The organism is Agrobacterium sp. SORGH_AS_0745 (assembly GCF_030818995.1).
In the GTDB taxonomy this organism is placed as follows: domain Bacteria; phylum Pseudomonadota; class Alphaproteobacteria; order Rhizobiales; family Rhizobiaceae; genus Agrobacterium; species Agrobacterium tumefaciens.
The window spans coordinates 1,038,444-1,063,216 of record NZ_JAUTBI010000001.1; the positions used below are offsets into that span (position 1 = coordinate 1,038,444).

Genomic DNA, 24,773 nt, shown 5'->3' on the forward strand with positions numbered 1-24,773 from the left:
GGCCGCAGGCTCTGCGGTTTTTTGATTTTATGGTTGTTTTACAATAATTTAGAAAAACAAATGACCGCTTATTGACAGGGCAATCCGTTTGGTGTGATGGTATGCCATAATAAATAATATAAAGAGCGGAGCTTAATATGAACTGGAATCCGATTTCCCGGAAATGCATAGCCGTGCGCGCCAAAACCTCTCTGGCGGGCTTTGTCATCAGTCTTCTTGCCGGTGCGGCCGTTGCACAGGACTGCACGCCGAAAATATCCAACGATCACCTCATCAAGCCCGGCCATCTCGTGATGGCGACCAGCCCGACATTGCCGCCCATGGCCTATGCCGACCAACAGGGTGTGCTCAAAGGCCTTCGTATCGAGTTGGGTTATGAAATCGCCAAGCGCCTCTGCCTGAAGCCCGAATATATCAGCACGGAATATGCCACCATGGTGCCGGGCCTGCAGGGCGGCCGCTGGGATATGATCAATGCCGGCCTGTTCGTGACGGCGGAGCGGCGCAAGATCCTGTTCATGATCCCCTATGAGAGTCTCGCCATCAGCATTTCAACGGCCGTCGGTGCATCCGAGCCCATCACCAAGGTGGACGATCTGGCCGGCAAGGCTGTCAGCACCGATATCGGTGGCTATGCCGAGCGCAAGATCAAGGAATTGAACGAGGACTTCAAGAAACGCGGTCTTGCGCCGATGACCATAAACCTGTTCGACAATTACGCGACCGTCTATCAGGCGCTGCGGGCAGGTCAGGTTCAGGCCGCTGTCTCCATCGATCCTGTCGCCAAGCAATACCAGGATCGCGGCGAGTTCACGCATGCACTTTCCGGCATGTACCCCACGCCCGGTTCGCTTTCCTTTGGAAGCAAGGACGTCGCCAGTGCCGTCTCTGCTGCTCTCAAGGAAATGAGGGCCGATGGTTTGCTTGAAAAGCTGATGGGTGGTTATGGCGTGAGCATCGCGCCCGGCGATCTCGCCGTTCTTGGTCCGGAAGGCTGAAATCTCCTCCATCTGAACTGTCAGCGCGGCGGGAGAGTTCTCGCCGCGACCATTCCCGCATGAATTGGAGAAAGACGTGAAGGGTTGGAACTGGGAAGGTTTCTTCGAATATCTGACGAATTATTATCTTTTCGAGGGGGCGATGGTGACGCTCGGCCTCACGGTTTTTGCCATGACGGCGGGTCTTGCGCTGGGCTTCGTCATTGCGGTGATGCGCATGTCGAAATACCGGTTCCTCTCCGGACCGGCCTATTTCTACACCTGGATATTTCGTGGCACGCCGCTGCTGGTGCAGCTCATCATCATCTATACCGGCCTGCCGCAACTCGGCATCAAGCTGACGGTTCTGCAGTCCACCCTGATCGGCCTGTCGCTCTGCGAGGCCGCTTATCTGTCGGAAATCGTCCGGGCAGGTATTGCCGCGGTTCCCAAAGGCCAGATCAATGCGGCGCGCGCCATCGGCATGACCGAGGCGCAGGTGATGCGCTACATAGTTGCGCCGCAGGCCTTCCGCATCATCATTCCGCCGCTTGGCAATTCCGTCAATGGCGTGCTGAAGACAACGTCGATCGCCTCCATCATTTCCATGGAGGAGCTGCTGCGCCGCACGCAGGTTCTTATCCAGGAAAAGTTCCTCGTTCTGGAGCTCTTCATGGTCGCGGCCCTTTATTACCTCGCCATGACGACCGCCTGGGAACTCATCCAGCGCCGTATCGAGAAACGATTCGGCAAGGCCTACGGCCCAATGTCGGCTGACGTACACTAGGGAGAAGTCCGATGTCTCAAGCAACCAGCATGATCGAACTTCAATCCGTCAACAAATGGTACGGTCCGACCTTTCAGGTTCTGACCAATTGCAGCCTGAATGTCGCCAAGGGCGAAGTCGTCGTGATATGCGGTCCGTCCGGTTCGGGCAAGTCGACGCTGATCAAATGCGTCAATGCGCTGGAGACGATCGGCAACGGCATCATCACCGTCAACGGGGTTGAGGTGACCAACCCAAAGACCGATATGCCGAAGCTGCGCTCCAAAGTGGGCATGGTGTTCCAGCATTTCGAACTCTTCCCGCATATGACGATCCTCGAAAATCTGTGCATCGGGCAGGAGAAGGTTCTCGGCCGCTCCCCTGCGGAGGCGCTGGTCAAAGCCAACGCCCTTCTGGAGCGTGTGGGGCTTACCGCGCATGCGAAGAAATATCCCGGTCAACTTTCCGGCGGTCAGCAGCAGCGCGTCGCAATCGCCCGCGCGCTGGCGATGGATCCGGTCGCCATGCTTTTTGACGAGCCTACATCGGCGCTTGATCCGGAAATGATCAACGAGGTGCTCGACGTCATGGTCTCGCTTGCGCAGGAAGGCATGACGATGATGGTGGTGACGCATGAAATGGGGTTTGCCCGCAAGGTGGCGGACCGCATCGTCTTCATGGACGGCGGCGAGATCGTCGAGATCGGCGAGGGGGACAGCTTCTTCACCAATCCGAAGACGGATCGCGCACGCTCGTTCCTGTCGAAAATCCTGGCGCATTGAGGCCACGGTGACCGGAGCGGGATGACGAAGTCCCGCTTCAGATCGTGTGCCTTAGGCCGTTCCGAACAACGCAGAATGATAGTGGCGGAGAACCGCAATGATAAACCGTGTCCTGATGCCTCGCGAAATGCTCATCGGCGGTGGCAGCCGTTTCCGATTGCCGTCACTGCTGAAATCTCTGGGGGTGAAGCGCCCTCTGCTCGTCTGCGATCCAGTCATGCAGAAACTCGGCCATGCGGATGCGCTTTTGCAGGCGCTTGGCGGCGAGGGTATCGATGCCGCCATTTTTGCGGATGTCGTGGAAGATCCAACGGATATATCCATCGCCACACTGGTGAAACGCGTTTCCGGGGGAGGCCATGATGGTCTCGTCGCACTCGGCGGCGGTAGCGCCATGGATACGGCGAAAGCAGGTGCCATCGTTGCAACCAGTGGCGAAGAGCTGCGGGCGCTGAAAGTTCCAAGGATCGTGGATTTTGCCGTCATGCCGGTAATTGCCATACCCACAACCGCAGGAACCGGATCGGAAGTAACACGCGCCGCCGTCGTGACGGACACGGCTGCCAGCGAAAAAATGCTCATCCTCGGCACTGCCGCTTTGCCCGTTGCGGCCATCATCGATTACGAGCTGACGCTGACCTGCCCTTACCGCGTCACGGTCGATACCGGCATAGATGCGCTGACCCATGCGCTGGAAGCGCTGGTCAACCGCAACGGTAATGCCCATTCCGAGGCGTTGGCGCTGTCCGCGCTGAAACTGATCGGGGCAAATCTCGAAAAAGTCGCGAACGACCCGCAGAACCGGGACGCACGAGAGGCGATGATGCTCGGGGCGACGCATGCGGGTCTTGCCGTTTCCAACACATCCACAGCGTTGATCCACGGCCTCAGCCGGCCGGTCGGTGCCTTTTTCCACGTTCCGCACGGCATGTCGAATGCGATGGTACTGCCGTTGGTCACACAATTTTCGTTGAATTCCGCTCTACCGCAATATGCCGCCGCTGCCCGCGCACTTGGTTGCGCCAGTTCGACGGACAGTGACCAGATTGCAGGCGCAAAGATGGTGGAGGCTTTCATCGACCTGAACAGGCGGCTGAAGGTGCCGACCCCGAAGGAATTCGGTATCGACAAAACCCGCTATCTCGATCTTTTGCCGGAAATGGTGCGGCAAGGCCTCGCCTCCGGCACACCGGCAAATAATCCACGGGTTCCGACGGCAGCTGAAATGACGCGCCTTTACGAACTGGCCTTTGACGGCCGCATGGAAGGGCCTTGAGCCATAACATCCTGTAACAATTGTCATTTTTCGCAACTTCAAGCCATAGATTTCCGCCACTTGACACTTACATATTATGGCATACCATAAGATATAATATTTATCGGAGAGAACGCCAATGCCCATCCAGATCCGTAAGACCCTGTTGCAGGTCGAAACAACGTTGATTGAAGGAGGCAAGGCCGCAGCGACACCTTTGAAGCTGTTCACCGCCATCGCGGTCGTGAAAAATCCCTGGGCTGGAAAAGGCTTCGTGGATGACCTCAAACCGGAAATCCACGCCGGGGCGCCGGTGCTGGGCGAACTGCTGACGAAGATGATCCTTGATGCCGTGGGTTCCGGCGAAGCGGTGGAGGCCTATGGCAAGGCGGCCGTCGTCGGGCTGGATGGTGAGATCGAACATGCCTCCGCGCTCATTCACACGCTGCGTTTCGGCAATCACTATCGTCAGGCTGTGGGTGCCAAGTCCTATCTGGCCTTCTGCAATACGCGTGGTCCCGGCAATGCGCCGATCATGATCCCGTTAATGGACAAGAACGATGAAGGCCGCCGTTCGCACTACCTGACTATCCAGACCTCCGTTCCCGATGCTCCGGCTGCCGACGAGATCGTCGTGGCGCTCGGTGCTTCAGTCGGCGGCAGGCCTCATCACCGCATCGGCGACCGCTATCAGGATCTGAAGGATCTCGGTCAGGATGTTGCCAACCCGGCGGGCGTTTGAGGGTGATGCAAATGCAGGAGGCCGCCACCACGTCACGGGTCAATGCTGCAAAGGCAGGTGCTGCTGTGCTCCCTCGCAAGGTGACCGAGGGCGGGGCGGCCTATTTCGAGGCAGGCGCCGGTGAAGACCTGATCCTCATCCACGGTGTGGGAATGCGGCTGGAAGCCTGGAAGCCGCAGATCGAAATCTTTTCAAAGACGCACCGTGTCATCGCGGTAGATATGCCGGGGCATGGCGGCAGTGAACGCCTGCCAGCGGGCAGCTCGCTCAAGGATTTTGTCGGCTGGTTCGGCCGGTTTCTTGACGATATGCGGATCGCGCGTGCCAATGTGGCCGGGCACTCCATGGGTGCGCTGATTTCCGGCGGTGCCGCTGCAACCTTTGGAGATCGAATTGCGCGCGTTGGTTATCTGAACGGCGTCTACCGCCGTGATCCGGCCGCGAAGGCTGCGGTTCTTGCACGCGCGGCTGCCATCCGGACCACTGGCGTGGACAAGGAAGGCCCTTTGTTACGCTGGTTCGGCGACGATCCAAAGAGCCAGCAGGCGCGGGAGTTGACGCGGGGCTGGCTGGAAATGGTCGATCCCGAAGGTTACGCGGTTGCCTATACCGCATTTGCGGGCGGCGACGAGACCTATGCGGATCGGTGGCCCTCGGTCATCTGCCCGGCTCTTTTCCTGACGGGTTCGGACGACCCCAATTCGACGCCGTTGATGGCCGAGCAGATGGCGGCGATCACACCGCGCGGTTACGCCCGCGTCGTTGAGGCGCACCGGCATATGGTCAACCTGACCGCGCCTGAAACTGTCAATGCAATGATGGCCGAATGGCTGGCTTTAGAGGAGGAGCCGCAATGACTGTTGCAACCCTTGATCCGCGCGCTTTGCGCGATGCATTCGGCGCTTTCGTTACGGGAGTAACAATCGTGACCACCCGGGACGATGCAGGAAAGCCCATCGGTTTTACCGCCAACTCCTTCACCTCGGTTTCGCTCGATCCGCCGTTGCTGCTGATCTGCCTTGCCCGTAGCTCGCGCAATTTCGCGACGATGACGGGCACCAAAAACTTCGCGGTCAATATTCTGTCGGAAAGCCAGAAGGACCTCTCCAACACCTTCGCCCGGCCGGTCGAAGACCGTTTCGCCACCGCCAGCTGGTTGGATGCGCCGAAGGGCTCCCCGGTCTTTGCAGACGTCGCGGCCTGGTTCGAATGTTCGATGCAGGAGGTTATCGAGGCCGGCGATCATGTCATTCTGCTCGGCCGTATCGAGGCTTTCGACAATAGCGGCCTGAACGGTCTCGGTTATGCGCGCGGCGGCTATTTCACGCCGATGCTGGCTGCAAAGGCGGTATCGGCAGCGGCAGAGGGCGATATCGTCGTGGGCGCCGTTCTGGAACGGCGCGGCGAGATTTACCTCGTTGGCGACGACGTGCTGTCGCTTCCCGGTTGTGTCGTGGCAAGCGGCGATCCGGTCGCGGCGCTGACATCACGTCTCGAAGACCTGACGGGTCTCTCCGTCAAAACGGGATTTCTCTACTCGGTTTATGAGAACAAGACGGATGGGCGCCAACACGTCGTCTATCACGCGCTTGCCGATGGCGATCAAGCGCCGCGCGAGGGCCGATTTCTGTTGCCCGGCGCGCTGGCTTCGGCAAAATTCGACTCCGGCGCTACGGCGGATATCGTCAATCGTTTCGTGCTGGAAAGCTCGATCGGCAACTTCGGCGTCTATGTCGGTAACGAGACTGCCGGCAAGGTTCATCCCATCTCCATGAAGGGGCCAAACCCATGAAATTCTCCCTCTTCGTTCACATGGAGCGGCTGGACGCCTCCCAGGACCACAAGACACTCTACGAGGAGTTCGTAACGCTTTGCGAAATCGCCGATCGTGGTGGCATGCATGCCATCTGGACCGGCGAACATCACGGCATGGATTTCACCATAGCGCCCAACCCCTTTGTAACGATCGCCGATCTGGCGCGGCGTACGAAGACGGCACGCCTGGGTACGGGAACGGTGATCGCGCCTTTCTGGCACCCGATCAAGCTTGCCGGAGAAGCGGCGATGGCGGATCTGATCTGTGACGGCCGTCTTGATATCGGCATCGCGCGTGGCGCCTATTCGTTCGAATATGAGCGGCTGCTTCCAGGCCTCGATGCCTGGGGCGCCGGCCAGCGGATGCGCGAGCTTATTCCGGCTGTCAAAGGGGTTTGGGCGGGTGACTACACCCACGACGGCGAATTCTTCAAGTTCCCGGCCACCACATCGGCTCCCAAACCGCTGCAGCAGCCTTTTCCGCCCATCTGGGTGGCGGCGCGTGATCCGAATTCGCATGAATTCGCTGTCGCCAATGATTGCAATGTTCAGGTGACGCCGCTCTGGCAAGGCGATGACGAGGTGGAAACCCTGATGGGCCGCTTCAACGATGCCTGTGCGAAAAATCCGGATAAACAGCGGCCGAAAATCATGCTGCTGCGCCACACCTATGTCGGTTCCGATGAAGCCGATATTGCCCAGGCGGCCCATGAGATGAGCGTCTATTACAACTACTTCTTTGCATGGTTCAAAAACGAAAAGCCCGTTCATCAGGGGCTGATCGAGCGTATTGCGCCGGAGGAGATTGCCGCAAACGCCATGCTTTCCGGTGATGTCATGCGCAAGAACAACGTTGTCGGCGATGCCGATGAAGTTATTACCCGGCTTAAGGCCTACGAGGCCATGGGCTACGACGAATATTCCTTCTGGATCGATACCGGCATGAGCTTCGAGCGCAAGAAGGCCTCGCTGGAACGCTTCCTTTCCGATGTCATGCCGGCTTTCAAGGAGTAAGATGATGCGCCGTTTCCAATGTTACATCGACGGGCGCTTCGAGGATGGTGAGGCGAGCTTTTCGAGCCTCGACCCGGCAACCGGTGAACCTTGGGCAGAAATGCCGGAAAGCCGCGAAGCGGATATTAGCCGCGCCGTAGAGGCTGCGCATCGGGCGCTTTATGACGATGCCGCCTGGTCGAAACTGACGGCGACGCAACGCGGCAAGCTGCTCTATCGGCTTGCCGATCTGGTTGCCGAAAATGCAAAGACGCTTGCCGAGCTCGAAACCCGTGACACCGGTAAGATCATCCGCGAGACCTCGGCGCAGATTGCCTATGTCGCGGACTATTATCGCTATTATGCGGGCTTGGCTGACAAGATCGAGGGCGCCTACCTGCCGATCGACAAGCCGGACATGGATGTCTGGCTGCGGCGCGAACCCGTGGGTGTGGTGGCCGCGATCGTCCCGTGGAACAGCCAGCTTTTTCTGGCAGCCGTTAAAATCGGCCCGGCGCTCGCTGCCGGCTGCACAATCGTCATCAAGGCCTCGGAAGACGGACCGGCGCCGCTTCTGGAGTTCGCCCGGCTGGTGCAGGAGGCTGGTTTTCCTGCCGGCGTCGTCAATATAGTCACTGGTTTCGGTGCGTCCTGCGGCACGGCACTCACCACACACCCCAAGGTGGCCCATATCGCCTTTACCGGCGGGCCGGAAACGGCGCGTCACATCGTTCGCAACTCGGCCGAAAATCTTGCCTCCACGTCGCTCGAACTCGGCGGCAAATCGCCAATCCTCGTCTTTGCCGACGCCGATCTCGAAAGCGCCGCCAATGCGCAGGTCGCGGGAATTTTCGCGGCAACCGGTCAGAGCTGTGTTGCCGGATCACGGCTGATCGTCGAGAGAAGCGTGAAGGATCGCTTCCTCGGGATTTTGAAGGCGAAGGCTGAGGCGATCCGCATCGGCTCGCCGCTGGACATGGCAACGGAAGTGGGGCCGCTCGCGACCGAGCGGCAGCGCAAGCATATTGTCTCTCTGGTCTCTGCTTCCGAAAAAGCCGGTGCGAAGGTGGTGACGGGCGGTCTGGCGGTGGATTGCGCTGGTTATTTCTACCCTCCGACCATTCTCGATTGTGACGGCATTCGTTCGCCGTCCATGGAAAGGGAGTTCTTCGGCCCGGTTCTTTCGGTTGTTTCCTTCGAAACCGAGGCGGAAGCGATCGCTTTGGCCAATGACACGGTCTATGGCCTCGCCTCGGGCGTCTTCACGCAGAACCTGACGCGCGCCCATCGGCTGATGAAGGCGATCCGTGCCGGTGTGGTTTGGGTGAACACCTATCGCGCCGTCTCACCGATTGCGCCTTTCGGGGGTTTCGGTCTTTCCGGTGATGGTCGCGAAGGCGGGCTTGCGGCAGCGCTCGATTACACGCGCACGAAGACCATATGGCTTAGAACCTCCGATGACCCGATCCCCGATCCATTCGTGATGCGGTGACGCGATGTTTTACGAGATCCGCACCTACCGGCTGAAGAACGGCGCCATTCCGGCCTACCTTCGGGTTGTCGAGGAGGAAGGCATCGAAATCCAGAAAAGCCATCTGGGCGAGCTGGTGGGTTACTTCTTTTCCGAGATCGGGCCGATCAATGAAATTGTCCACATCTGGGCTTTTTCCAGCCTGGATGACCGCGAAGAACGGCGCGCGCGGCTCCTGGCCGATCCACGCTGGTTGTCTTTCCTGCCTAAGATCCGCGACCTCATTGAAGTCGCCGAAAACAAGATCATGAAGCCGGCGCCTTTTTCACCGCTGAAGTGAATCTGCCGGCCGCGAAGTGCATGCCAACAACAAGCTCTAAAACGGAGTAAGGGAACATGAGATCGAAACTGGTATTGATGACATGCGCAGCAATTTTCGCCCTGGGCGCATCCGCACAGGCGAATGATCTGGTTTTTTCCAGCTGGGGAGGAACCACGCAGGACGCGCAGAAGGCGGCCTGGGCCGAAAAATTCATGGTGGCGACCGGCATCAACGTGCTTCAGGATGGCCCGACGGACTATGGCAAGCTGAAAGCCATGGTCGAGGCGAACGGCGTGACATGGGATGTGGTCGACGTGGAGGGCGACTACGCCGCGCAGGCCGGGCCGAAGGGCCTGCTGGAGAAGCTTGATTTCGCCGTCATCGACAAAACGAAGCTAGACCCTCGTTTCGTCACTGATTACTCCGTCGGAAGCTTCTATTATTCCTTCGTCATCGGCTGCAATGTTGATGCTGTAGCCGCCTGCCCCAAGAGCTGGGCCGACCTTTTCGATACGGCAAAGTTCCCCGGCAAGCGCACCTTTTACAAGTGGTCCGCGCCGGGTGTGATCGAAGCAGCCCTGCTGGCCGATGGTGTTGCCGCCGACAAGCTATACCCGCTCGATCTCGATCGCGCCTTCAAGAAGCTGGACACGATCAAATCCGATATCATCTGGTGGTCTGGCGGTGCGCAATCGCAGCAGTTGATCGCTTCTGCGGAGGCACCCTTCGGCAGCGTCTGGAACGGCCGCATGACAGCGCTTGAGAAGAGCGGTGTGAAGGTGGAGACCTCCTGGGAGCAGAACATCACGGCAGCGGATTCTCTCGTCGTTCCCAAGGGAACGAAGAACAAGGACGCGGCGATGAAGTTCATCGCTCTTGCGACCTCCGCGCAGGCGCAGGCGGATATGGCGTCTGCCACGGGTTATGCCCCGGTCAATGTCGAATCCGCAAAGCTGATGGATCCGGAAACGGCAAAGACCCTGCCTGACCAGCAGACAGCGAGCCAGGTCAATGCCGACATGAACTACTGGGCGCAACATCGTGACGAGATCGGTGAGCGCTGGTACGCCTGGCAGGCCAAGTAAGGCAACGGCGCGGGCAGCCAAAAGCGCCCGCGCAAATTTTCACCTCCGGGGAGGTTTGGGCATGGTCTCGCTTACCGATGAAACAGAAAGCCCGAAGACGAAGGTGCGGATGCCCTTCCGGCCCGGCAATTTTGCCGCCACCCTGCCGGCATTCGTTCTGCTTGCCCTGTTCTTCGTCGTGCCGGTTATCATCCTGCTGTCGCGCAGCGTTACCGAGCCTGTTCTGGGCTTTGGCAATTACGCCGCATTGCTGGGCAGCTCCACCTACCTGAAGATTTTCTTCAATACATTCGCGGTCTCGGCGCTGGTCACGCTCGTAACGCTGGTCATCGGTTTTCCTGTCGCGTGGGCGCTTGCCATCATGCCGTCGCGGCTTGCCTCCGTCGTTTTCGCAATTTTGCTTCTGTCCATGTGGACCAACCTTCTGGCACGCACCTATGCCTGGATGGTGCTGTTGCAGCGGACGGGTGTCGTCAACAAGACGCTGATGGGCCTTGGCATCATCGACAAGCCGCTTGCACTGGTCAACAACCTGACCGGCGTCACGATCGGCATGACCTATATCATGCTGCCATTCATCATCATTCCGCTCTATGGCGTCATCCGCAAGATCGATCCGGCCATTCTCCAGGCGGCGGCGCTGTGCGGGGCAACCCGCTTTCAGGCGCTGACCCGCGTTCTCATTCCACTTGCCGCTCCCGGTATGATCTCCGGCGCGCTGATGGTGTTCGTCATGTCGCTTGGCTATTTCGTCACCCCGGCGCTGCTGGGCGGCACGGCGAACATGATGCTGGCCGAGCTTATCGCGCAATTCGTGCAGTCTCTCGTCAACTGGGGCATGGGCGGGGCAGCGGCGCTGGTGCTTCTGGTGGTGACGCTGACGCTTTACGCAATCCAGCTGAAATTCTTCGGCGCGGCCGGGGCAGGGGGGCGCTGACATGCTTTTGAACTACAACAGCCTTGGCGCATGGAAGTGGCTGCTCCTTTTAATCACCGTGCTGACAGCGGCATTCCTTATCCTGCCGATTGTCTTCATCGCTGCTTTGTCCTTCGGCTCGTCGCAATGGCTGATCTTTCCGCCGCCCGGCTGGACGCTGAAATGGTATGCGGATTTCTTTGCCGATCCGAGGTGGCTGGATGCTGCCTGGACAAGCCTGCGTATCGCCGTGATGGTCACAGTCCTGTCGGTGTTGATCGGCCTCGTGGCCTCCTTCGGCCTGGTGCGGGGGCGTTTCATTGGGCGCGAGGGTCTGCGGGCTTTGTTCATGACGCCGATGATCCTGCCTGTCGTGGTGCTGGCGGTGGCGCTTTATGCTTTTTTCCTGAAGCTCGGCCTTGCGGGCACCACTACGGGCTTTGTCATTGCCCATCTTGTCGTGGCGCTGCCTTTCTCCATTCTGGCGTTGACCAGCGCGCTCGAGGATTTCGATAAATCGATCGAAGACGCTGCAGTGCTATGCGGCGCGAGCCCGCTGCAGGCCAAAATCCGCATCACCTTGCCGGCCATCAGCCATGGCCTGTTCTCAGCCGCGATCTTTTCTTTCCTCACTTCCTGGGATGAGGTGGTGCTGGCGATCTTCATGGCAAGTCCAACGTTGCAGACGCTGCCGGTGAAAATCTGGGCGACGCTGCGGCAGGATCTGACGCCGGTGATCGCCGCTGCATCGACGCTTCTCATCGCGGTGACCATCATTCTCATGCTGCTTGTCGCGGCTGTGCGAAAAGGATTGAAAACATGACCAAACCGCTCCTGCAAATTCGCGGCATCGCCAAGCAATACGGACCGGTCGTCGCCGTTCAGGATGTCAATCTCGAGGTGCAGCCGGGCGAGTTCATGACGTTTCTCGGACCATCCGGTTCGGGCAAGAGCACGACGCTCTACATTCTGGCCGGTTTCGAACAGCCGACGGCGGGCGACATCCTGCTGAACGGCGAAAGTCTGCTCTCCACGCCGTCGCACAAGCGCAATATCGGCATGGTCTTCCAGCGTTACACGCTGTTTCCGCATCTGTCTGTTGGCGAGAATATCGCCTTTCCGCTGAAAGTGCGCCGAAAGAGCAAGGCGGAAATCGATGCGAAGGTGAAGGAGATGCTGAGGCTCGTTCGTCTCGAAGGTTTCGAGGACAGAAAGCCTGCGCAGATGTCGGGCGGCCAGCAGCAGCGCGTGGCCTTGGCAAGGGCGCTCGCTTATGATCCGCCGGTTCTTCTGATGGACGAGCCGCTCTCGGCGCTCGACAAGAAGCTCAGGGAAGAAATCCAGTTCGAAATCCGTCGCATCCACCAGCAGACGGAAGTAACGATCCTTTACGTCACCCATGATCAGGAAGAGGCCTTGCGTCTTTCCGACCGGATCGCGGTGTTTTCAAAAGGCGTGATTGACCAGATCGGTACGGGGCCGGAGCTTTACGCTCACCCCACCACCCGCTTCGTGGCCGAATTCATCGGTGACAGCGACTTCATCGCCTGCGATCTCCTCGCCGCCTCGGGCGGCAAGGCGACGGTTTCGCTCGGGCAGAATATCGTCTTTGACCATATTCCGGTTCATGGCGAAGCTGCACCGGGAAAAAAGGCGGCGCTGATGCTGCGTCCGGAGCGTTTACAGCTCAGCCGCAACAGGCCCGGCTCTTACGCCGGTTTTCAGGCCACCGTCAGCGATATCACCTTCCTTGGCAACAACGTCCATGTCGTCGCCCATACAGGTTCGGGAGAGCCCTTTGCCGTGCGCCTGCCATTTGGCCATGAGGCGATTTCGGGCCTCAACCGTGGTGATCTCGTGCATCTGGCCTTCGATCCCGCGTCGGCGCAGGTTTTCTGTTGAGGGTCGGAAATATGCATCTTAATGATCCCATGCTCTTCGGCGAGCACGGGAGGACATCTCTACCGGCAATGCGCGCCGACCATCAAGAAACTGGGACTGGAACTTTGCGGCAATGCGCCCTTCATCGTCGACGACGCCGATCTCGATGCGGCCGTGGAGGGAGCGCCGATTTTCCCAGAAGTTGGAGCCGCAGAAAAAACCGTTGCATTTCAATGAGCCATCATGCCCCAGGCAAGTGAACCTAGGGAAAAAATCCCGAATAAGACAAGGATCACTCCGGACAGGCGGGAAACCCAGCGGGCAAAGGTGGTGGGAAGGCGCTGCCGGGCAAATGCAACGCCGCCGCTCAACATGAACCACCACAATAAAGACCCTAGAAAAACGCCCGCGACCACAAAAAACGCGCTCGTCGCTCCCGATGCGTCAGCAAGGCCGAGACCCGCGAAAATTGCTGCAAAGGACAGAATCGTCATGGGGTTGGTGATCGTCAGGAAAAAGGTCGCGGTGATGGTGCCGAGCAGATCGCGCGCTCCAACCTTGGCCGCTTCTGCCAGAGGTTTGGGCCTCAGGCTTTTCCAGCCGAGCCACAGCATGAAAAGGCCGCCGACGATTTTGAGCGGCGTATCGATTGTCGCAAGGGTCGCCGCGAAAGCGGAAAAGCCCAGCGCTGCGAGGCTGGCATACACGGCATCCGCCAGAGCAGTCCCAAGGCCACCTGCCACTCCCGCCCAGAACCCGCGCTCAAGGGTCCGGTTGATGCAGAGGGCGCCGATGGGGCCGAGCGGGGCTGCGACCGCAAGGCCCAGCACAATGCTTTTCAAAACGAGCATCAGTTCCATCAGTCCACGCTTTCCTTCGGCATAAATGGTCCCGGCACGACAGAAGACAGGGCGATGATCGTTTCGGTACGGGCAAGGAACCCGTTCTGTTTCATTGTCGCCAGAAAGGTTTCGATCTCCGCCAGCGACCCGACGTGAACTTTGACGAGGTAGGACCACTGCCCGGTCACATGGTGACATTCCGCAATAGCGGACTGCGACGCCGCATAGACACGAAACGCGGCCTCGTCCGCATCCGGCGCCAACGCGATCCACACGAAGGCGATCACGGGCAAATCGAATGCGGATGGATCGGCATCAACGGTGATGCGACGGATCGCCCCGCTGGCCGTCAGGCGTCGGATGCGCTCGTTCACGGCCGAAGCGGAAAGCTCCACGACATTTCCGATATCGGCCAGAGAGCGGCGGGCGTCTTCTGCAAGAAGACTGATGATTTTGCGGTCTGTTGAATCCATTTCCGCAGATAATCATGTTTATTGTGATAATGAAAGATATTATGCGGAATTTTTGTGAATCGAGCGCAAGCCTTTAAACCGAGCCAAGAATCCCCTGCAGCTTCGCCGTGCCTGTAATCTTGGCGGAAGCTCATGCTATTTCAGCGATTACGGTCGCACTATCCATGCTTCCGGCAGCGTTTCCTGCAAGGCTTGGCGGATGATCGTGGCGAGATGGGCGCTGATTGGATTTTCGTCTTTTCCGGAGCGAAGAAGGCTGAGCCCCAGCGACGGGAGTTGTGGCAAACCATTGGTGAGTGGATCGAGAACCCGTACGGAAGGCGGCCGGCCGAACGGTGTGCGAAGTGCGATGCCAAGGCCTGCGGCTGTCGCAGCCCACAACCCGCCGAGGCTAGGGCTGACGAATGCAATGCGCCAGGCGATACGCTGTTGATCAAGGTGGTTGCAGGCAATGCTACGTAAAAGGCACGGCGCTTCCAAGACTGCAAGTGGCAGCGGCTCTTTCCCGCCGGTCTGCCAGACAGTTTCTGTTTCCGCCGCGCCCAGCCAGCACAGTGGCATGGATGCAACCGTTTCAGCCGGCGAAGCCGTGTCGTCATTCCAAGCCAAGGCGAGGTCAAGATGGCCGGACTCGACCTTCTCCCGCAATTCGCTATTGCGAGCGATGCGCCCTTCGATCCGAACCCGCGGATGGGCCCGTGCGAAACGGCCCAGCACCTGCGGCAACACGGTTTCTCCGAAATCCTCCTGAATCCCGAGGCGGATCCAGCCTGCGAGTTCCGGCCCGCGAACGGCGCTGATCGCCTCGTCATTCAGGCTCAATATGCGGCGGGCATAGGACAGCAGCACTTCGCCGCTCTCGGTCAGCGCCAGCCCCCGGCCGGATTTGCGCACCAGAGCGGTTTCGGTCTGGTCCTCCAGCTTCTTGAGTTGTGCGCTGACCGCAGAGGTCGAACGCCCCAGTCTGTCTGCGGCCTGCGCGAACGACCCGCTCTCGATGCCAATCACGAAACTGCGGAGCGCGTCCAGATCCAAATGGGTAAGGCGCAAATTAAATGTCCCTAAAATCAGGACGTAATGTCCTGAATAATTTGATTTTCAGGATGATGATGTCGTTTCATAGTGTGGCTGTCAATCCTCTTGAACGGAGCGCATCCATGCCTTTCACCCGAATATCTTTGCTTGCGGGCAAATCCACCGACTATCTCAAGGCGGTTTCCGACAGTCTCGACCACGCGCTTGTCGACTGCTTTGACGTTCCGGAAAACGACCGCTTCGCTGCAATCCACCAGCACCAACCGGGCGAACTGATCTTCGACCGAACATATCGCGGCGGCCCTCGGTCGGATGATTTCATTTTCTTTCATATCACCACCGGCAAGACGCGATCGCCGGAAACCAAGGCGCGCTTCTATGCGAGGCTCGTCGAAAACCTGGCGGTGTCGCCCGGTGTGAGGCCGGAGGATGTGATGGTCGCCATCGTCAACTCGACGTTTGATGACTGGTCCTTTGCATCAGGCGTTTCAGCAGGCACACCAGCGGATGGGAGTGGCCGATGACCGATTTTTTCGAGATGCAACCGGCCTGTCCATCCACCATGAGCGTGCGTCGAGCCGGTGACGGAATAGTTGCTGCACCTGAGGGTATCTCCAGCGGATCCTTCCTCGTCCAGATGCTGTTATCGAGCCGGATCGATGGCGAGATGACGGCAATGCGCGCTTTTGTGCCGCCGGGGGTCGTGACCCATTGGCACAGTCATCCGCGCGGCCAGCTTCTCTTCGTGCTGGATGGCATCGGTCTCATCCAACGCAAGGGTGACGATCCGCGTGAAGTTCGTGCCGGAGATGCGGTGTGGTTTGCGCCCGGCGAAGCCCATTGGCATGGCGCCGCGCCGTCCTGTCCCTTCAGCTATCTCAGCGTCCAGCCGGTCAGGAGTGGAACTGCCGTCCACTGGATGGAACCTGTCAAAAAAGAGGAGAGCACGTCATGATCGCCATGCAATACAGCTTCACGCTGCCTGCCGGCTACGACATGGCGATCATAGACCGGCGCATAAGGGAGAAGGGGCCGCTGCTCGATGGCTTTCCACGCCTGCGTTTCAAGGCCTATCTTTCGGCGAGAAAGCAGGATGCCGGCTTCACCAGTGCTGAAAATCTCTACGCGCCGTTCTATCTCTGGGACGAGCCAGAAGGGATAGACAGCTTCCTATCCGGTCCAGGTTTTGCGGTTCTGACACGGGACTTCGGCTGGCCATCGGTGCAGACATGGCTGGTCTGGCACGCCGACCACGTACCTGATCTTACAGCTTCGCGATATGCCACACGGGAGGCTCGGTCCATAGCGCCCCATTCTGATCTGGCCAAGCTACGCGATACGGCGACCGCGGACGCGCGTTCAGCAATCAGGGCCGGCGCGCTCGCGGCCATAGCCGCATTCGATCCAACAAAATGGCTGCTGCTACAATTCAATCTCTGGCCGACAGTGCCGGCCGTTACTGAAACAATGCAAACCTACACTGTTGGCCACGTCTCATTGGGGTCGGTTCTGCATTTAGCGGAATGATATCTCACGCACCGGCTCAAAGGGTATTGCGTCGTTCCAGCTCTCGTCTATCGCGGTTGCTTTTCTGCCTCACGTAGCGAAATCAGCCGTTTGGTGGATTCGTCCCACAGAATGAGCTTTACGCAGCCCAGGCTGTCGCGAAGGCTGATGCGACCAAGTTTCGCAAGCTCCGGGTAGTCGTGCAGAATCTCTGGCAACCTGTAAAAAGGTACCTTGCTCGACAAATGGTGGACATGGTGCATGCCGATATTGCCGGTGATCCAACGCAGCGGACCCGGAAGATCGTAATACGAGGCGCCATGCATCGCCGCATGGGGAAAAGCCCATTCCGGAGGCTTGGACCAGTGGGTTTCTTCAAACTGGTGCTGGACATAAAACAGCCAGACACCTGCTGACCCGGCAAGCAGCACTATTGGCAGATGAACCAACAGAAAAGGCACGAGCCCTATCGCCCAGATAAGAAGAATGGCCAATACGGCCACACCGGCATTTGTTGCCATTGTCGAAATCCAGGGCAACGCTCCAGACCGCATCATGCCAAACGGTAGCCTTTGTTTGAACAGAAACAGGAAAGCAGGACCGATGCCGAACATCACCAGCGGATGCCTGTACAAGCGATAACCGAGTTTTCCGCGTGAGGAGAGTGCACGATATTCGGTCACGGTCAGAGTTGTAATGTCGCCAACCCCTCGCTCATCGAGATTGCCGGCTGACGCATGGTGTTCCGCATGCGCGCGGCGCCAATAGTCGTAGGGCGTCAGCGTCAGGATACCGATTGCGCGACCCGTCCAGTCATCCCAGCGACGGCGCCCGAAAAAAGAGCCGTGTCCGCAATCGTGTTGCAGTATGAAGAGCCTCAACAGGAATCCGGCTGCGGGGATCACCAGAAGCAGGCCAAGCCAGTAACCAAAATGAATCGATACCGACGCTGCTGCCCAAAGGAATACAAAGGGAACAAGCGTCACGGCAAGTTCGTACAGGCTGCGGCCGGTCCGGGGTTTGCGATAATTCGAAAGTATTTTAAGCAGGGCCTTTTCACTCGCGCCGCCAGGTAATTGGGCTGTTAACGTCGCGGTCATGGTTGATAGCAATCCTTCTGGTCGCCTGCATTTCGAAAAAAGTGTTCACCGCGCTGGCGGTCGTTTTCTGGAATAGCCCGATCTCGAGCCAACACGCGTTGCCGCGGCGGTTCCGTGCTCTGCTCGGCGCGGGCATTCACTGTTTTGTTCATAAATGTTCGAGCTGTAAGCTCGCTCCTGAAATCTGAAACGGTTAATTAAGTCGATCTGCTCGGCGAGGATCTCGCACAACTCTGCGCGGCTGGAACCTGTTCTGTCTAACTGTACCGGCGCTGTTTGCACAGAGGGGCAGGGTGACCTCAAATTGATTGAAGGGTACTAGAATTTAATCGGCACTGGCATTCTCTCGCAGGAGCACAGCTCGACTCGGCAACTAAAATCGCTGAAAAGTTGGAGTGGTGAGCGGGTCTCGGCAACAGGATGGCAATTACTCGTTCAAATACGAGCAATATGCTCGAGGCAACAGACCCTTACCGCAGCATTGTGGCTGTATCGCGCCCGACATGTAAGGTTTCTTGCGATGTATCAGATCGCAGCATCAGGGGTCATCGACTGGCAGGAGAGTGCCCCTTATGCCAGCAGCCCGCGCATGATCAGTTCGAGATGAATCTTCAGAACGACCTGCTTGTCCAGACTGCGCCGATCGTCGAAAATCAACCGGAAAACCAATGTTCCGACTATGGGTGACATGACGACCTTGGCCAGTTCGGTGGGGTTGGCTCTAAACCTTTTTTTCGCCACGCCCTCTTCGAGGATCGTATTGATCCGCTCGAATACCGGCGCCATCACCACGTCATGGTGCTGGTCGATGAGATCGGGGAATTTTGCTCCTTCCGCAACGATGAAGCGAAACAGTTCCCGCATCTTTCTATTGTCGACGAGGGCGTCGAACAGGAATTCAAGAAGCATCCGAAGCTCCTCGACGGGATCATCCGACGTGCGTGCATAAGCCTTGAATGCCTCCTGAAAAGGTGCCGAGGCATGCCTGATCATCGCCTCGAAAAGAGCCTCCTTGGTTTCGAAATAGACGTAGACCGTGCCTTTCGTCACTCCCACCCGCTCGGCAATGTCCTCCACCCGCGTGGCCGTAAATCCTCTCTTGGTGAATTCCTCGAATGCGGCGTCGAGAATTTCCAACGGACGTTGTATCTTCTGTTCTGCGCGTGTCAGTTTTGCTTTTGCCATAACCCCGGATCCCTACGTATTCTTTCGGCACTTGCCTTTTTACCCGTCGCAATCGGCGGAAATGACAGGTGGTTTGCCTATAGCACCGGCGTAAAAACCGGAATCGATTTTTACAAGACGTGGTGCGTGGTTCAATATGTCGGCACATCCCCCGATGCGTCCGAGAGGACGCGCCGGGCATTCGTAATGATCATTCGGGGAGCCCGGTTTGACGTCCGGACGGTTCCCGATCGGCGACGCAAGAATTTCATTGACTATTCAGTCAGTCAAATATTATAGGGTGAGGCGAAGATCAAGAGGTCACCATGAAAAGCATTCTTTTAGCAATGGCGGTCGGCGGCATTTTCGCCCTGTCGTCCTGCAGCAACGAAGAGCCGCCTGCTGAAAAGCCGTTGCGTGTCGTCGATGTGGTTGCGGCAGCGAAAAAGCCCGTCGGCCGTGGCAGCGTCATCACCGGTGAAGTAAGGGCACGGGTCCAGACGGACCTTTCCTTTCGGGTGAGCGGCAAGATCACCGAGCGGCTGGTGGATGTGGGTACCCCGGTAAAGGCCGGGCAATTGCTTGCTCGCATCGACCCGGAAGAGCAAAAGGCGGATATCGACGTTGCGGTGGCCAACCTGCAATCTGCCGAAGCGCAGATGACGCAGGCGCAGTTGGCATTCGATCGCCAGCAAAGTCTTTTCAAGACGCAGGTGACTTCGCGCTCCGCGGTCGACAAGGCGCAGGAAACCCTGCTCACCACACAAGGCGCCGTCAGATCGGCGCAGGCCCAGCTGGATACGGCGCGCGATGCGCTTTCCTACACCGAACTCAGGGCCGATGCGGATGGTGTGATCACCGCGCGCAATGTCGAAGTCGGTCAGGTGGCGCAGGCCGCTCAGCTCGTTTTCACGCTGGCGCATGACGGGCCGCGCGATGCGGTATTTGATGTCTACGAATCCCTGTTCCTCGAGCGCGATATCGACAATCTCGTCAATGTCAGCCTCCTGTCGGATCCCGCCCGCGCTGTCGAGGGACCGGTGCGGGAGATTTCCCCGACGATCGATCCCGACAATGGGACGATCCGGGTCAAGGTTGGCCTGAACGGCGATATGACCATGCCGCTCGGAGCACCGGTATCGGGTCATTTCCGCTTCAAGCAGGTGGAGGCGATTGAGCTTCCCTGGTCGGCAATGGCATCGCAGAACGGCCTTCCCGCCGTCTGGGTGGTCGATGCGCAGTCCTCGGAAATCGCCATGCGCCGGGTTGAGGTCTCCGACTATGAGACGGGTCAATTCGTCGTGGCGGAAGGACTTCTTCCCGGCGATCTCGTCGTGACCAGCGGGACCAAATTTCTCCGCACCGGTGAAAAGGTCGCCTATGAAAAGGGGCAGGCACAATAATGTTCAGGATAAACAGAAGCTTGTTTTTGCTGCTTCCGGCGATTGCGGTCTCGTCCTGCCAGGAAAAGCAGGAAGCGCCCGCTGAGGCGCCGCGCCCGGTGCTCTCCGTTGTCGTAGGGGAGACGCGCGCCGATGCGCTGCGGCTGACCGGCACGGTGGAATCGAGAATTCAGACCGATCTCGGCTTTCGTGTTCTCGGCCGGATCATTGCCCGCAATGTCGATGTGGCCGATCTGGTCAAGAAAGGCGATGTGGTGGCCTCGATCGATCCGCTCGCGCTGGAACTTTCGGTAAAGAGCGCCCAATCCGATCTGTCCAACGCCGAAGCGCAACTGGCCAATGCGGTGACGACCGAGCAGCGTCAGCGCGTGCTGGCCGAGGCCCGCAGCGGCACGGAAGCAGCACTTGAAGAGGCCGAGCAGGCCACGCGAACGGCCAATGCCGCCGTCGCCAAAGCCCGTGCAAATCTTGATAAGGCCGAGGAGCAACTGGGCTATACGCAGCTACACGCGGAATTTGACGGCGTGGTGACTGCGACATCCGGTGAAATTGGCCAGGTCGTCTCTGCCGGACAGACGGTCGTGACCATTGCCCGCCCGGAAGTGCGGGATGTTGTGGTCGATGTTCCGCAATTTGCGGCGCAGCGACTTGATATCGGATCGACCTTCGATATCGCCCTGCAACTGGACCCAAAGATACGCACCACCGGCGTGGTGCGTGAGATTGCCCCAGAAGCCGAAACCGCAACACGCACGCGCCGCACGAAAATCAGCCTTCAGGATGCGCCGCCGACATTCCGGCTCGGCTCGGTCGTCACGGCCTCAGCAATTGCCGCCTCCGAATCGCAGATCATGCTCCCCTCGTCGGCCCTGCTGAAAACCGAAGACGGTTGGAGTGTCTGGATCGTCAATACCGATACGGCCACGGTCACCTCGCGCCCGGTCAAAATAGAGGGCGAGCCCGCTGAAGGCGGCAGTGTGCGCATCACCGGCGGCGTCAAGCCCGGCGAACGTGTCGCCAGTGCCGGCGTTCACAAGCTTAAGGATGGTCAAGCCATCAGGATCGATCAGGAGGTCCATCAGTGAAGAAATTCAATCTTTCCGACTGGGCGCTCGAGCACCGTTCGCTCGTCTGGTACTTCATGCTGGTCTTCGTTCTTGCCGGTGTTTTCTCCTATCTCAACCTCGGACGTGAGGAAGATCCGAATTTCACCATCAAGACAATGGTGATCAGCGCGCAATGGCCCGGCGCTTCGGCGGAGGAAGTGGCCAGGCAGGTGACCGACAGGATCGAGAAGAAGCTCGAGGAACTCGACAATCTCGACTATCTGCGCAGCCAGACAGTCGCTGGCAAGACGACGATTTTCGTGGAACTCGTGCCGGAAACCAAAGCCAAGAATGTCGAACCCACCTGGGTGCGCGTGCGCAACATGATCGGCGACATCAAGGGCGACTTCCCCTCGGGCGTTGTCGGCCCGTTCTTCAACGACCGTTTCGGCGATGTTTATGGCAATATCTACGCCTTCACCAGCGACGGTCTCAGCCAGCGGCAATTGCGCGATCTGGTGGAGGACGCGCGTGCCAAGGTTCTGACTGTCGACAATATCGGCAAGGTTGATGTCATCGGCGCGCAAGACGAGGCGATCTATCTGGAGTTTTCCACGCGGCAGATCGCAGCGCTGGGCATCGATCAGCAATCGATTATCAAGACGCTGCAAGCCCAGAATGCTGTCACCCAGTCCGGCTTCGTCAATGCCGGGCCGGAACGTGTTGCGCTGCGTGTCAGCGGCCAGTTCACCTCGGAAGACAGCCTTCGCGCCATCAATCTGCGCGTCAACAACCGGTTCTTCCCGCTGACGGAAGTGGCGACGATCCGGCGCGGTTATGTCGATCCGCCGTCTTCTCTGTTCCGCTTTAACGGGCAACCGGCCATCGGTCTTGCCATAGGCATGAAAACCGGTGCGAACCTCGTGCATTTCGGCGAGGAGCTGGATGCACAGATGAAGCGTATCGTGGCGGACCTGCCTGTTGGCGTCGATGTGCATCGCGTGTCCGATCAGCCGGCCGTGGTCGATGAGGCGGTCTCCGGCTTCACTTCGGCGCTGTTCGAGGCGATCGCAATCGTTCTCGTCATCAGCTTCATCAGCCTCGGATTGCGGGCGGGCATGGTGGTTGCGGTCTCCATACCGCTCGTGCTGGCGATCACCTTCGTCTATATGGAATATACCGGCATTTCGCTGCAACGCATCTCGCTCGGCGCGCTTATCATCGCGCTCGGGCTTCTCGTCGACGATGCTATGATTGCTGTCGAGATGATGGTCGCACGCCTCGAGGTCGGCGATGATCTCAGAAAAGCGGCGACCTATGTTTATACTTCGACCGCATTCCCGATGCTGACCGGTACGCTGGTCACCGTTGCCGGTTTCATTCCCGTCGGCCTCAACAACAGCGCGGCGGGTGAGTTCACATTCACCCTGTTCGTGGTGATCGCCGTTTCGCTGATCGTGTCGTGGATTGTCGCGGTTGTGTTCACGCCACTGCTTGGCGTGGCGATGTTGCCCAAGACGATGAAATCGCACCATGAGAAGAAGGGCCGTTTTGCCTCTGGCTTTTCCTGGCTTCTAGCCCGGGCGCTGCGCTTTCGTTGGGTTACGATCATCCTCACGGTTGCGTTGTTTGCCCTTTCCGTTGGCGGCATGAGCCTCGTGCAGCAGCAGTTCTTCCCGGCTTCTGACCGTGTGGAATTGATCGTAGACTGGAACCTGCCACAGAACAGCTCGATTGCCGAAACCAACCGGCAGATGGCACAGTTCGAGCAGGAAGCGCTGGCGAAAAACCCCGACATCGACCACTGGACGACCTATGTCGGTGAAGGCGCACCACGTTTCATCCTCTCCTTTGACGTGCAGACGCCTGATGTCACCTTCGGCCAGACAATCATCGTCACCAAGGGGCTTGATGTGCGCGACAAGGTGCGCGCTGAGTTGCAGGACTATCTGAACCGGACGTTTACCGGCACCGACGCCTTCGTGAAATTGCTCGACATCGGCCCTCCGGTCGGAAAGCCGGTGCAATATCGCTTGAGCGGTCCGGATATCCAGCATGTCCGCGAACTAGGCCAGCAGCTGGCGGGCATCGTCGGCGAGCATCGGCTGCTGTCCAACATGGTCATGGACTGGAATGAGCCGACGCGGGTGGTCAAGGTCGACGTTTTGCAGGACAAGGCCCGCCAGCTCGGTGTCTCTTCGGAAGACATCGCCAATGCAATGAACAGCATTGTCGAGGGTTCCACCGTGACGCAGGTCAGGGATGATATCTACCTCGTCAATGTGGTGGCGCGTGCGCAGCTGGCGGAGCGCGGCTCCATCGAAACATTGCAGAACCTGCAATTGCCGGCCACGAACGGCAAGGCCGTGCCGCTGTCGGCAATCGCCAATTTCCGCTACGAGCTGGAACAGCCGACCATCTGGCGTCGCGACAGAATTCCGACAGTCACGGTCAAGGCTGCCATCATCGGCCCGACGCAGCCGGCGACGATCGTGGAGCAGTTGAAGCCGAAACTCGAGGCTTTCGAAAAGTCGCTCCCCGTGGGGTACAAGGTGGAAATAGGAGGCTCGGTGGAATCCAGCGCGGATTCGCAGGCGCCAATCGTAGCCGTGGTGCCTCTGATGCTGTTTGCGATGGCAACGATCCTTATGGTTCAGTTGCAGAGCTTCAGCCGGCTGTTTCTTGTCTTTGCCGTTGCTCCGACGGCGCTGATCGGCGTGGTGGCAGCGCTGCTGCTCTCCAACGCGCCGATGGGTTTCGTCGCCATTCTCGGCATATTGGCACTGATCGGTATTCTGATCCGAAACTCGGTCATTCTCGTCGTTCAGATCGAACATCTCAGAAGCGAGGGGGTCTCGGCCTGGCGCGCCGTCATCGAGGCGACCGAGCATCGCATGCGACCGATCATGCTGACGGCTGCGGCGGCAACACTTGCCCTCATCCCCATATCTCGGGAGATATTCTGGGGTCCGATGGCCTATGCCATGATGGGCGGCATCGTGGTTGGCACGGCGCTCACGCTGCTGTTCCTTCCGGCACTCTATGTCGCGTGGTTCCGCATTCCGCGCGAAGATGACAAGCAGGAAGCACAGGAAATCAAGACGTAATTTCCTGTGAGACAGCCACACCCTCGTGATCGCGAGGGTGTGGCGCCGGCAAAGCCACTGTCCCGCTTAAATTCTGCAAATGTGCCCGCCAT

Annotated in this window: 25 protein-coding genes and 1 pseudogene; 21 read left to right on the forward strand and 5 right to left on the reverse strand. The window is 58.7% G+C overall.

Annotated features, from left to right (window positions below; all coding sequences use genetic code 11):
- Positions 1 to 137: 137 nt before the first annotated feature.
- From QE432_RS04645 to QE432_RS04715, 15 genes and pseudogenes are all read left to right on the forward strand, one after another.
- On the forward strand, positions 138 to 998 hold the full coding sequence (locus QE432_RS04645) for a transporter substrate-binding domain-containing protein (protein WP_306623474.1): 861 nt from the start codon (positions 138 to 140) through the stop codon (positions 996 to 998).
- 76 nt (positions 999 to 1,074) lie between these two features.
- The gene (locus tag QE432_RS04650) at positions 1,075 to 1,764 is read left to right on the forward strand and encodes an amino acid ABC transporter permease (RefSeq protein ID WP_003511502.1); all 690 of its coding nucleotides are present in this window, start codon (positions 1,075 to 1,077) and stop codon (positions 1,762 to 1,764) included.
- Between the two features lie 29 nt (positions 1,765 to 1,793).
- A complete protein-coding gene (locus QE432_RS04655; RefSeq protein WP_025595347.1) occupies positions 1,794 to 2,525 on the forward strand; it encodes an amino acid ABC transporter ATP-binding protein in 732 nt (243 codons plus the stop codon).
- Positions 2,526 to 2,622: 97 nt separating this feature from the next.
- Positions 2,623 to 3,801: an iron-containing alcohol dehydrogenase gene (locus tag QE432_RS04660; RefSeq protein ID WP_306623477.1), complete on the forward strand. Its 1,179-nt coding sequence runs from the start codon at positions 2,623 to 2,625 to the stop codon at positions 3,799 to 3,801.
- A 118-nt stretch (positions 3,802 to 3,919) separates the two neighbouring features.
- Positions 3,920 to 4,522 (forward strand): amino acid synthesis family protein, encoded by a 603-nt coding sequence (locus tag QE432_RS04665; RefSeq protein ID WP_003511499.1) that lies wholly within the window; start codon positions 3,920 to 3,922, stop codon positions 4,520 to 4,522.
- Positions 4,523 to 4,533: 11 nt separating this feature from the next.
- Positions 4,534 to 5,379: an alpha/beta fold hydrolase gene (locus tag QE432_RS04670; RefSeq protein WP_035199722.1), complete on the forward strand. Its 846-nt coding sequence runs from the start codon at positions 4,534 to 4,536 to the stop codon at positions 5,377 to 5,379.
- Positions 5,376 to 6,314 carry a flavin reductase family protein gene (locus QE432_RS04675; protein ID WP_035199719.1) on the forward strand — a complete coding sequence of 313 codons (939 nt, stop codon included), beginning with the start codon at positions 5,376 to 5,378 and terminating at the stop codon, positions 6,312 to 6,314. The genes QE432_RS04670 and QE432_RS04675 overlap by 4 nt, the downstream gene beginning before the upstream one ends.
- Positions 6,311 to 7,351: an LLM class flavin-dependent oxidoreductase gene (locus QE432_RS04680; RefSeq protein WP_035199716.1), complete on the forward strand. Its 1,041-nt coding sequence runs from the start codon at positions 6,311 to 6,313 to the stop codon at positions 7,349 to 7,351. Before QE432_RS04675 ends, QE432_RS04680 begins: the two co-directional genes overlap by 4 nt.
- Positions 7,352 to 7,355: 4 nt before the next feature.
- Entirely contained in the window at positions 7,356 to 8,822 is a 1,467-nt protein-coding gene (locus QE432_RS04685) for an aldehyde dehydrogenase (RefSeq protein WP_065704548.1), read from the forward strand.
- Between the two features lie 4 nt (positions 8,823 to 8,826).
- Positions 8,827 to 9,141, forward strand: coding sequence for an NIPSNAP family protein (locus tag QE432_RS04690; RefSeq protein ID WP_019564951.1), 315 nt, complete (start codon positions 8,827 to 8,829; stop codon positions 9,139 to 9,141).
- A gap of 56 nt (positions 9,142 to 9,197) precedes the next feature.
- On the forward strand, positions 9,198 to 10,208 hold the full coding sequence (locus tag QE432_RS04695; RefSeq protein ID WP_026330721.1) for an ABC transporter substrate-binding protein: 1,011 nt from the start codon (positions 9,198 to 9,200) through the stop codon (positions 10,206 to 10,208).
- A 109-nt stretch (positions 10,209 to 10,317) separates the two neighbouring features.
- A complete protein-coding gene (locus QE432_RS04700) occupies positions 10,318 to 11,145 on the forward strand; it encodes an ABC transporter permease (protein ID WP_370647636.1) in 828 nt (275 codons plus the stop codon).
- Position 11,146: 1 nt separating this feature from the next.
- The gene (locus QE432_RS04705; RefSeq protein ID WP_035199713.1) at positions 11,147 to 11,947 is read left to right on the forward strand and encodes an ABC transporter permease; all 801 of its coding nucleotides are present in this window, start codon (positions 11,147 to 11,149) and stop codon (positions 11,945 to 11,947) included.
- On the forward strand, positions 11,944 to 13,026 hold the full coding sequence (locus QE432_RS04710; RefSeq protein WP_065660446.1) for an ABC transporter ATP-binding protein: 1,083 nt from the start codon (positions 11,944 to 11,946) through the stop codon (positions 13,024 to 13,026). The genes QE432_RS04705 and QE432_RS04710 overlap by 4 nt, the downstream gene beginning before the upstream one ends.
- Before the next feature lie 36 nt (positions 13,027 to 13,062).
- Positions 13,063 to 13,197: pseudogene (locus QE432_RS04715) on the forward strand (aldehyde dehydrogenase family protein); the annotation flags it as partial.
- A gap of 38 nt (positions 13,198 to 13,235) precedes the next feature.
- On the opposite strand, the gene QE432_RS04720 reads toward QE432_RS04715, so the two are convergent.
- From QE432_RS04720 to QE432_RS04730, 3 genes are all read right to left on the reverse strand, one after another.
- Entirely contained in the window at positions 13,236 to 13,865 is a 630-nt protein-coding gene (locus QE432_RS04720) for a LysE family translocator (protein ID WP_035199708.1), read from the reverse strand.
- Positions 13,865 to 14,320, reverse strand: a complete 456-nt coding sequence (locus QE432_RS04725; protein WP_013761886.1) for an Lrp/AsnC family transcriptional regulator — start codon at positions 14,318 to 14,320, stop codon at positions 13,865 to 13,867. The genes QE432_RS04720 and QE432_RS04725 overlap by 1 nt, the downstream gene beginning before the upstream one ends.
- Before the next feature lie 147 nt (positions 14,321 to 14,467).
- Positions 14,468 to 15,370 (reverse strand): LysR substrate-binding domain-containing protein, encoded by a 903-nt coding sequence (locus QE432_RS04730; RefSeq protein ID WP_013761885.1) that lies wholly within the window; start codon positions 15,368 to 15,370, stop codon positions 14,468 to 14,470.
- A 107-nt stretch (positions 15,371 to 15,477) separates the two neighbouring features.
- Between QE432_RS04730 and QE432_RS04735 the strand changes: the two genes are divergently transcribed.
- The 3 genes from QE432_RS04735 to QE432_RS04745 are packed head-to-tail and all read left to right on the forward strand — an operon-like array spanning position 15,478 to position 16,882.
- Positions 15,478 to 15,879, forward strand: coding sequence for a tautomerase family protein (locus tag QE432_RS04735; protein ID WP_306623479.1), 402 nt, complete (start codon positions 15,478 to 15,480; stop codon positions 15,877 to 15,879).
- On the forward strand, positions 15,876 to 16,310 hold the full coding sequence (locus QE432_RS04740; protein WP_080671296.1) for a cupin domain-containing protein: 435 nt from the start codon (positions 15,876 to 15,878) through the stop codon (positions 16,308 to 16,310). The genes QE432_RS04735 and QE432_RS04740 overlap by 4 nt, the downstream gene beginning before the upstream one ends.
- On the forward strand, positions 16,307 to 16,882 hold the full coding sequence (locus tag QE432_RS04745; protein WP_035199704.1) for a DUF4865 family protein: 576 nt from the start codon (positions 16,307 to 16,309) through the stop codon (positions 16,880 to 16,882). The genes QE432_RS04740 and QE432_RS04745 overlap by 4 nt, the downstream gene beginning before the upstream one ends.
- A 47-nt stretch (positions 16,883 to 16,929) precedes the next feature.
- Here QE432_RS04745 and QE432_RS04750 read toward each other — a convergent pair whose 3' ends face one another.
- The gene (locus QE432_RS04750; RefSeq protein ID WP_035199703.1) at positions 16,930 to 17,961 is read right to left on the reverse strand and encodes a fatty acid desaturase; all 1,032 of its coding nucleotides are present in this window, start codon (positions 17,959 to 17,961) and stop codon (positions 16,930 to 16,932) included.
- A gap of 570 nt (positions 17,962 to 18,531) precedes the next feature.
- Positions 18,532 to 19,146, reverse strand: a complete 615-nt coding sequence (locus QE432_RS04755) for a TetR/AcrR family transcriptional regulator (protein WP_019564940.1) — start codon at positions 19,144 to 19,146, stop codon at positions 18,532 to 18,534.
- 305 nt (positions 19,147 to 19,451) lie between these two features.
- Here QE432_RS04755 and QE432_RS04760 point away from each other — a divergent pair, with 305 nt between their 5' ends.
- The 3 genes from QE432_RS04760 to QE432_RS04770 are packed head-to-tail and all read left to right on the forward strand — an operon-like array spanning position 19,452 to position 24,681.
- Entirely contained in the window at positions 19,452 to 20,528 is a 1,077-nt protein-coding gene (locus QE432_RS04760; RefSeq protein WP_025595357.1) for an efflux RND transporter periplasmic adaptor subunit, read from the forward strand.
- Positions 20,528 to 21,613: an efflux RND transporter periplasmic adaptor subunit gene (locus tag QE432_RS04765; RefSeq protein WP_019564938.1), complete on the forward strand. Its 1,086-nt coding sequence runs from the start codon at positions 20,528 to 20,530 to the stop codon at positions 21,611 to 21,613. Before QE432_RS04760 ends, QE432_RS04765 begins: the two co-directional genes overlap by 1 nt.
- Positions 21,610 to 24,681, forward strand: coding sequence for an efflux RND transporter permease subunit (locus QE432_RS04770; protein ID WP_019564937.1), 3,072 nt, complete (start codon positions 21,610 to 21,612; stop codon positions 24,679 to 24,681). Before QE432_RS04765 ends, QE432_RS04770 begins: the two co-directional genes overlap by 4 nt.
- Positions 24,682 to 24,773 lie beyond the last annotated feature (92 nt).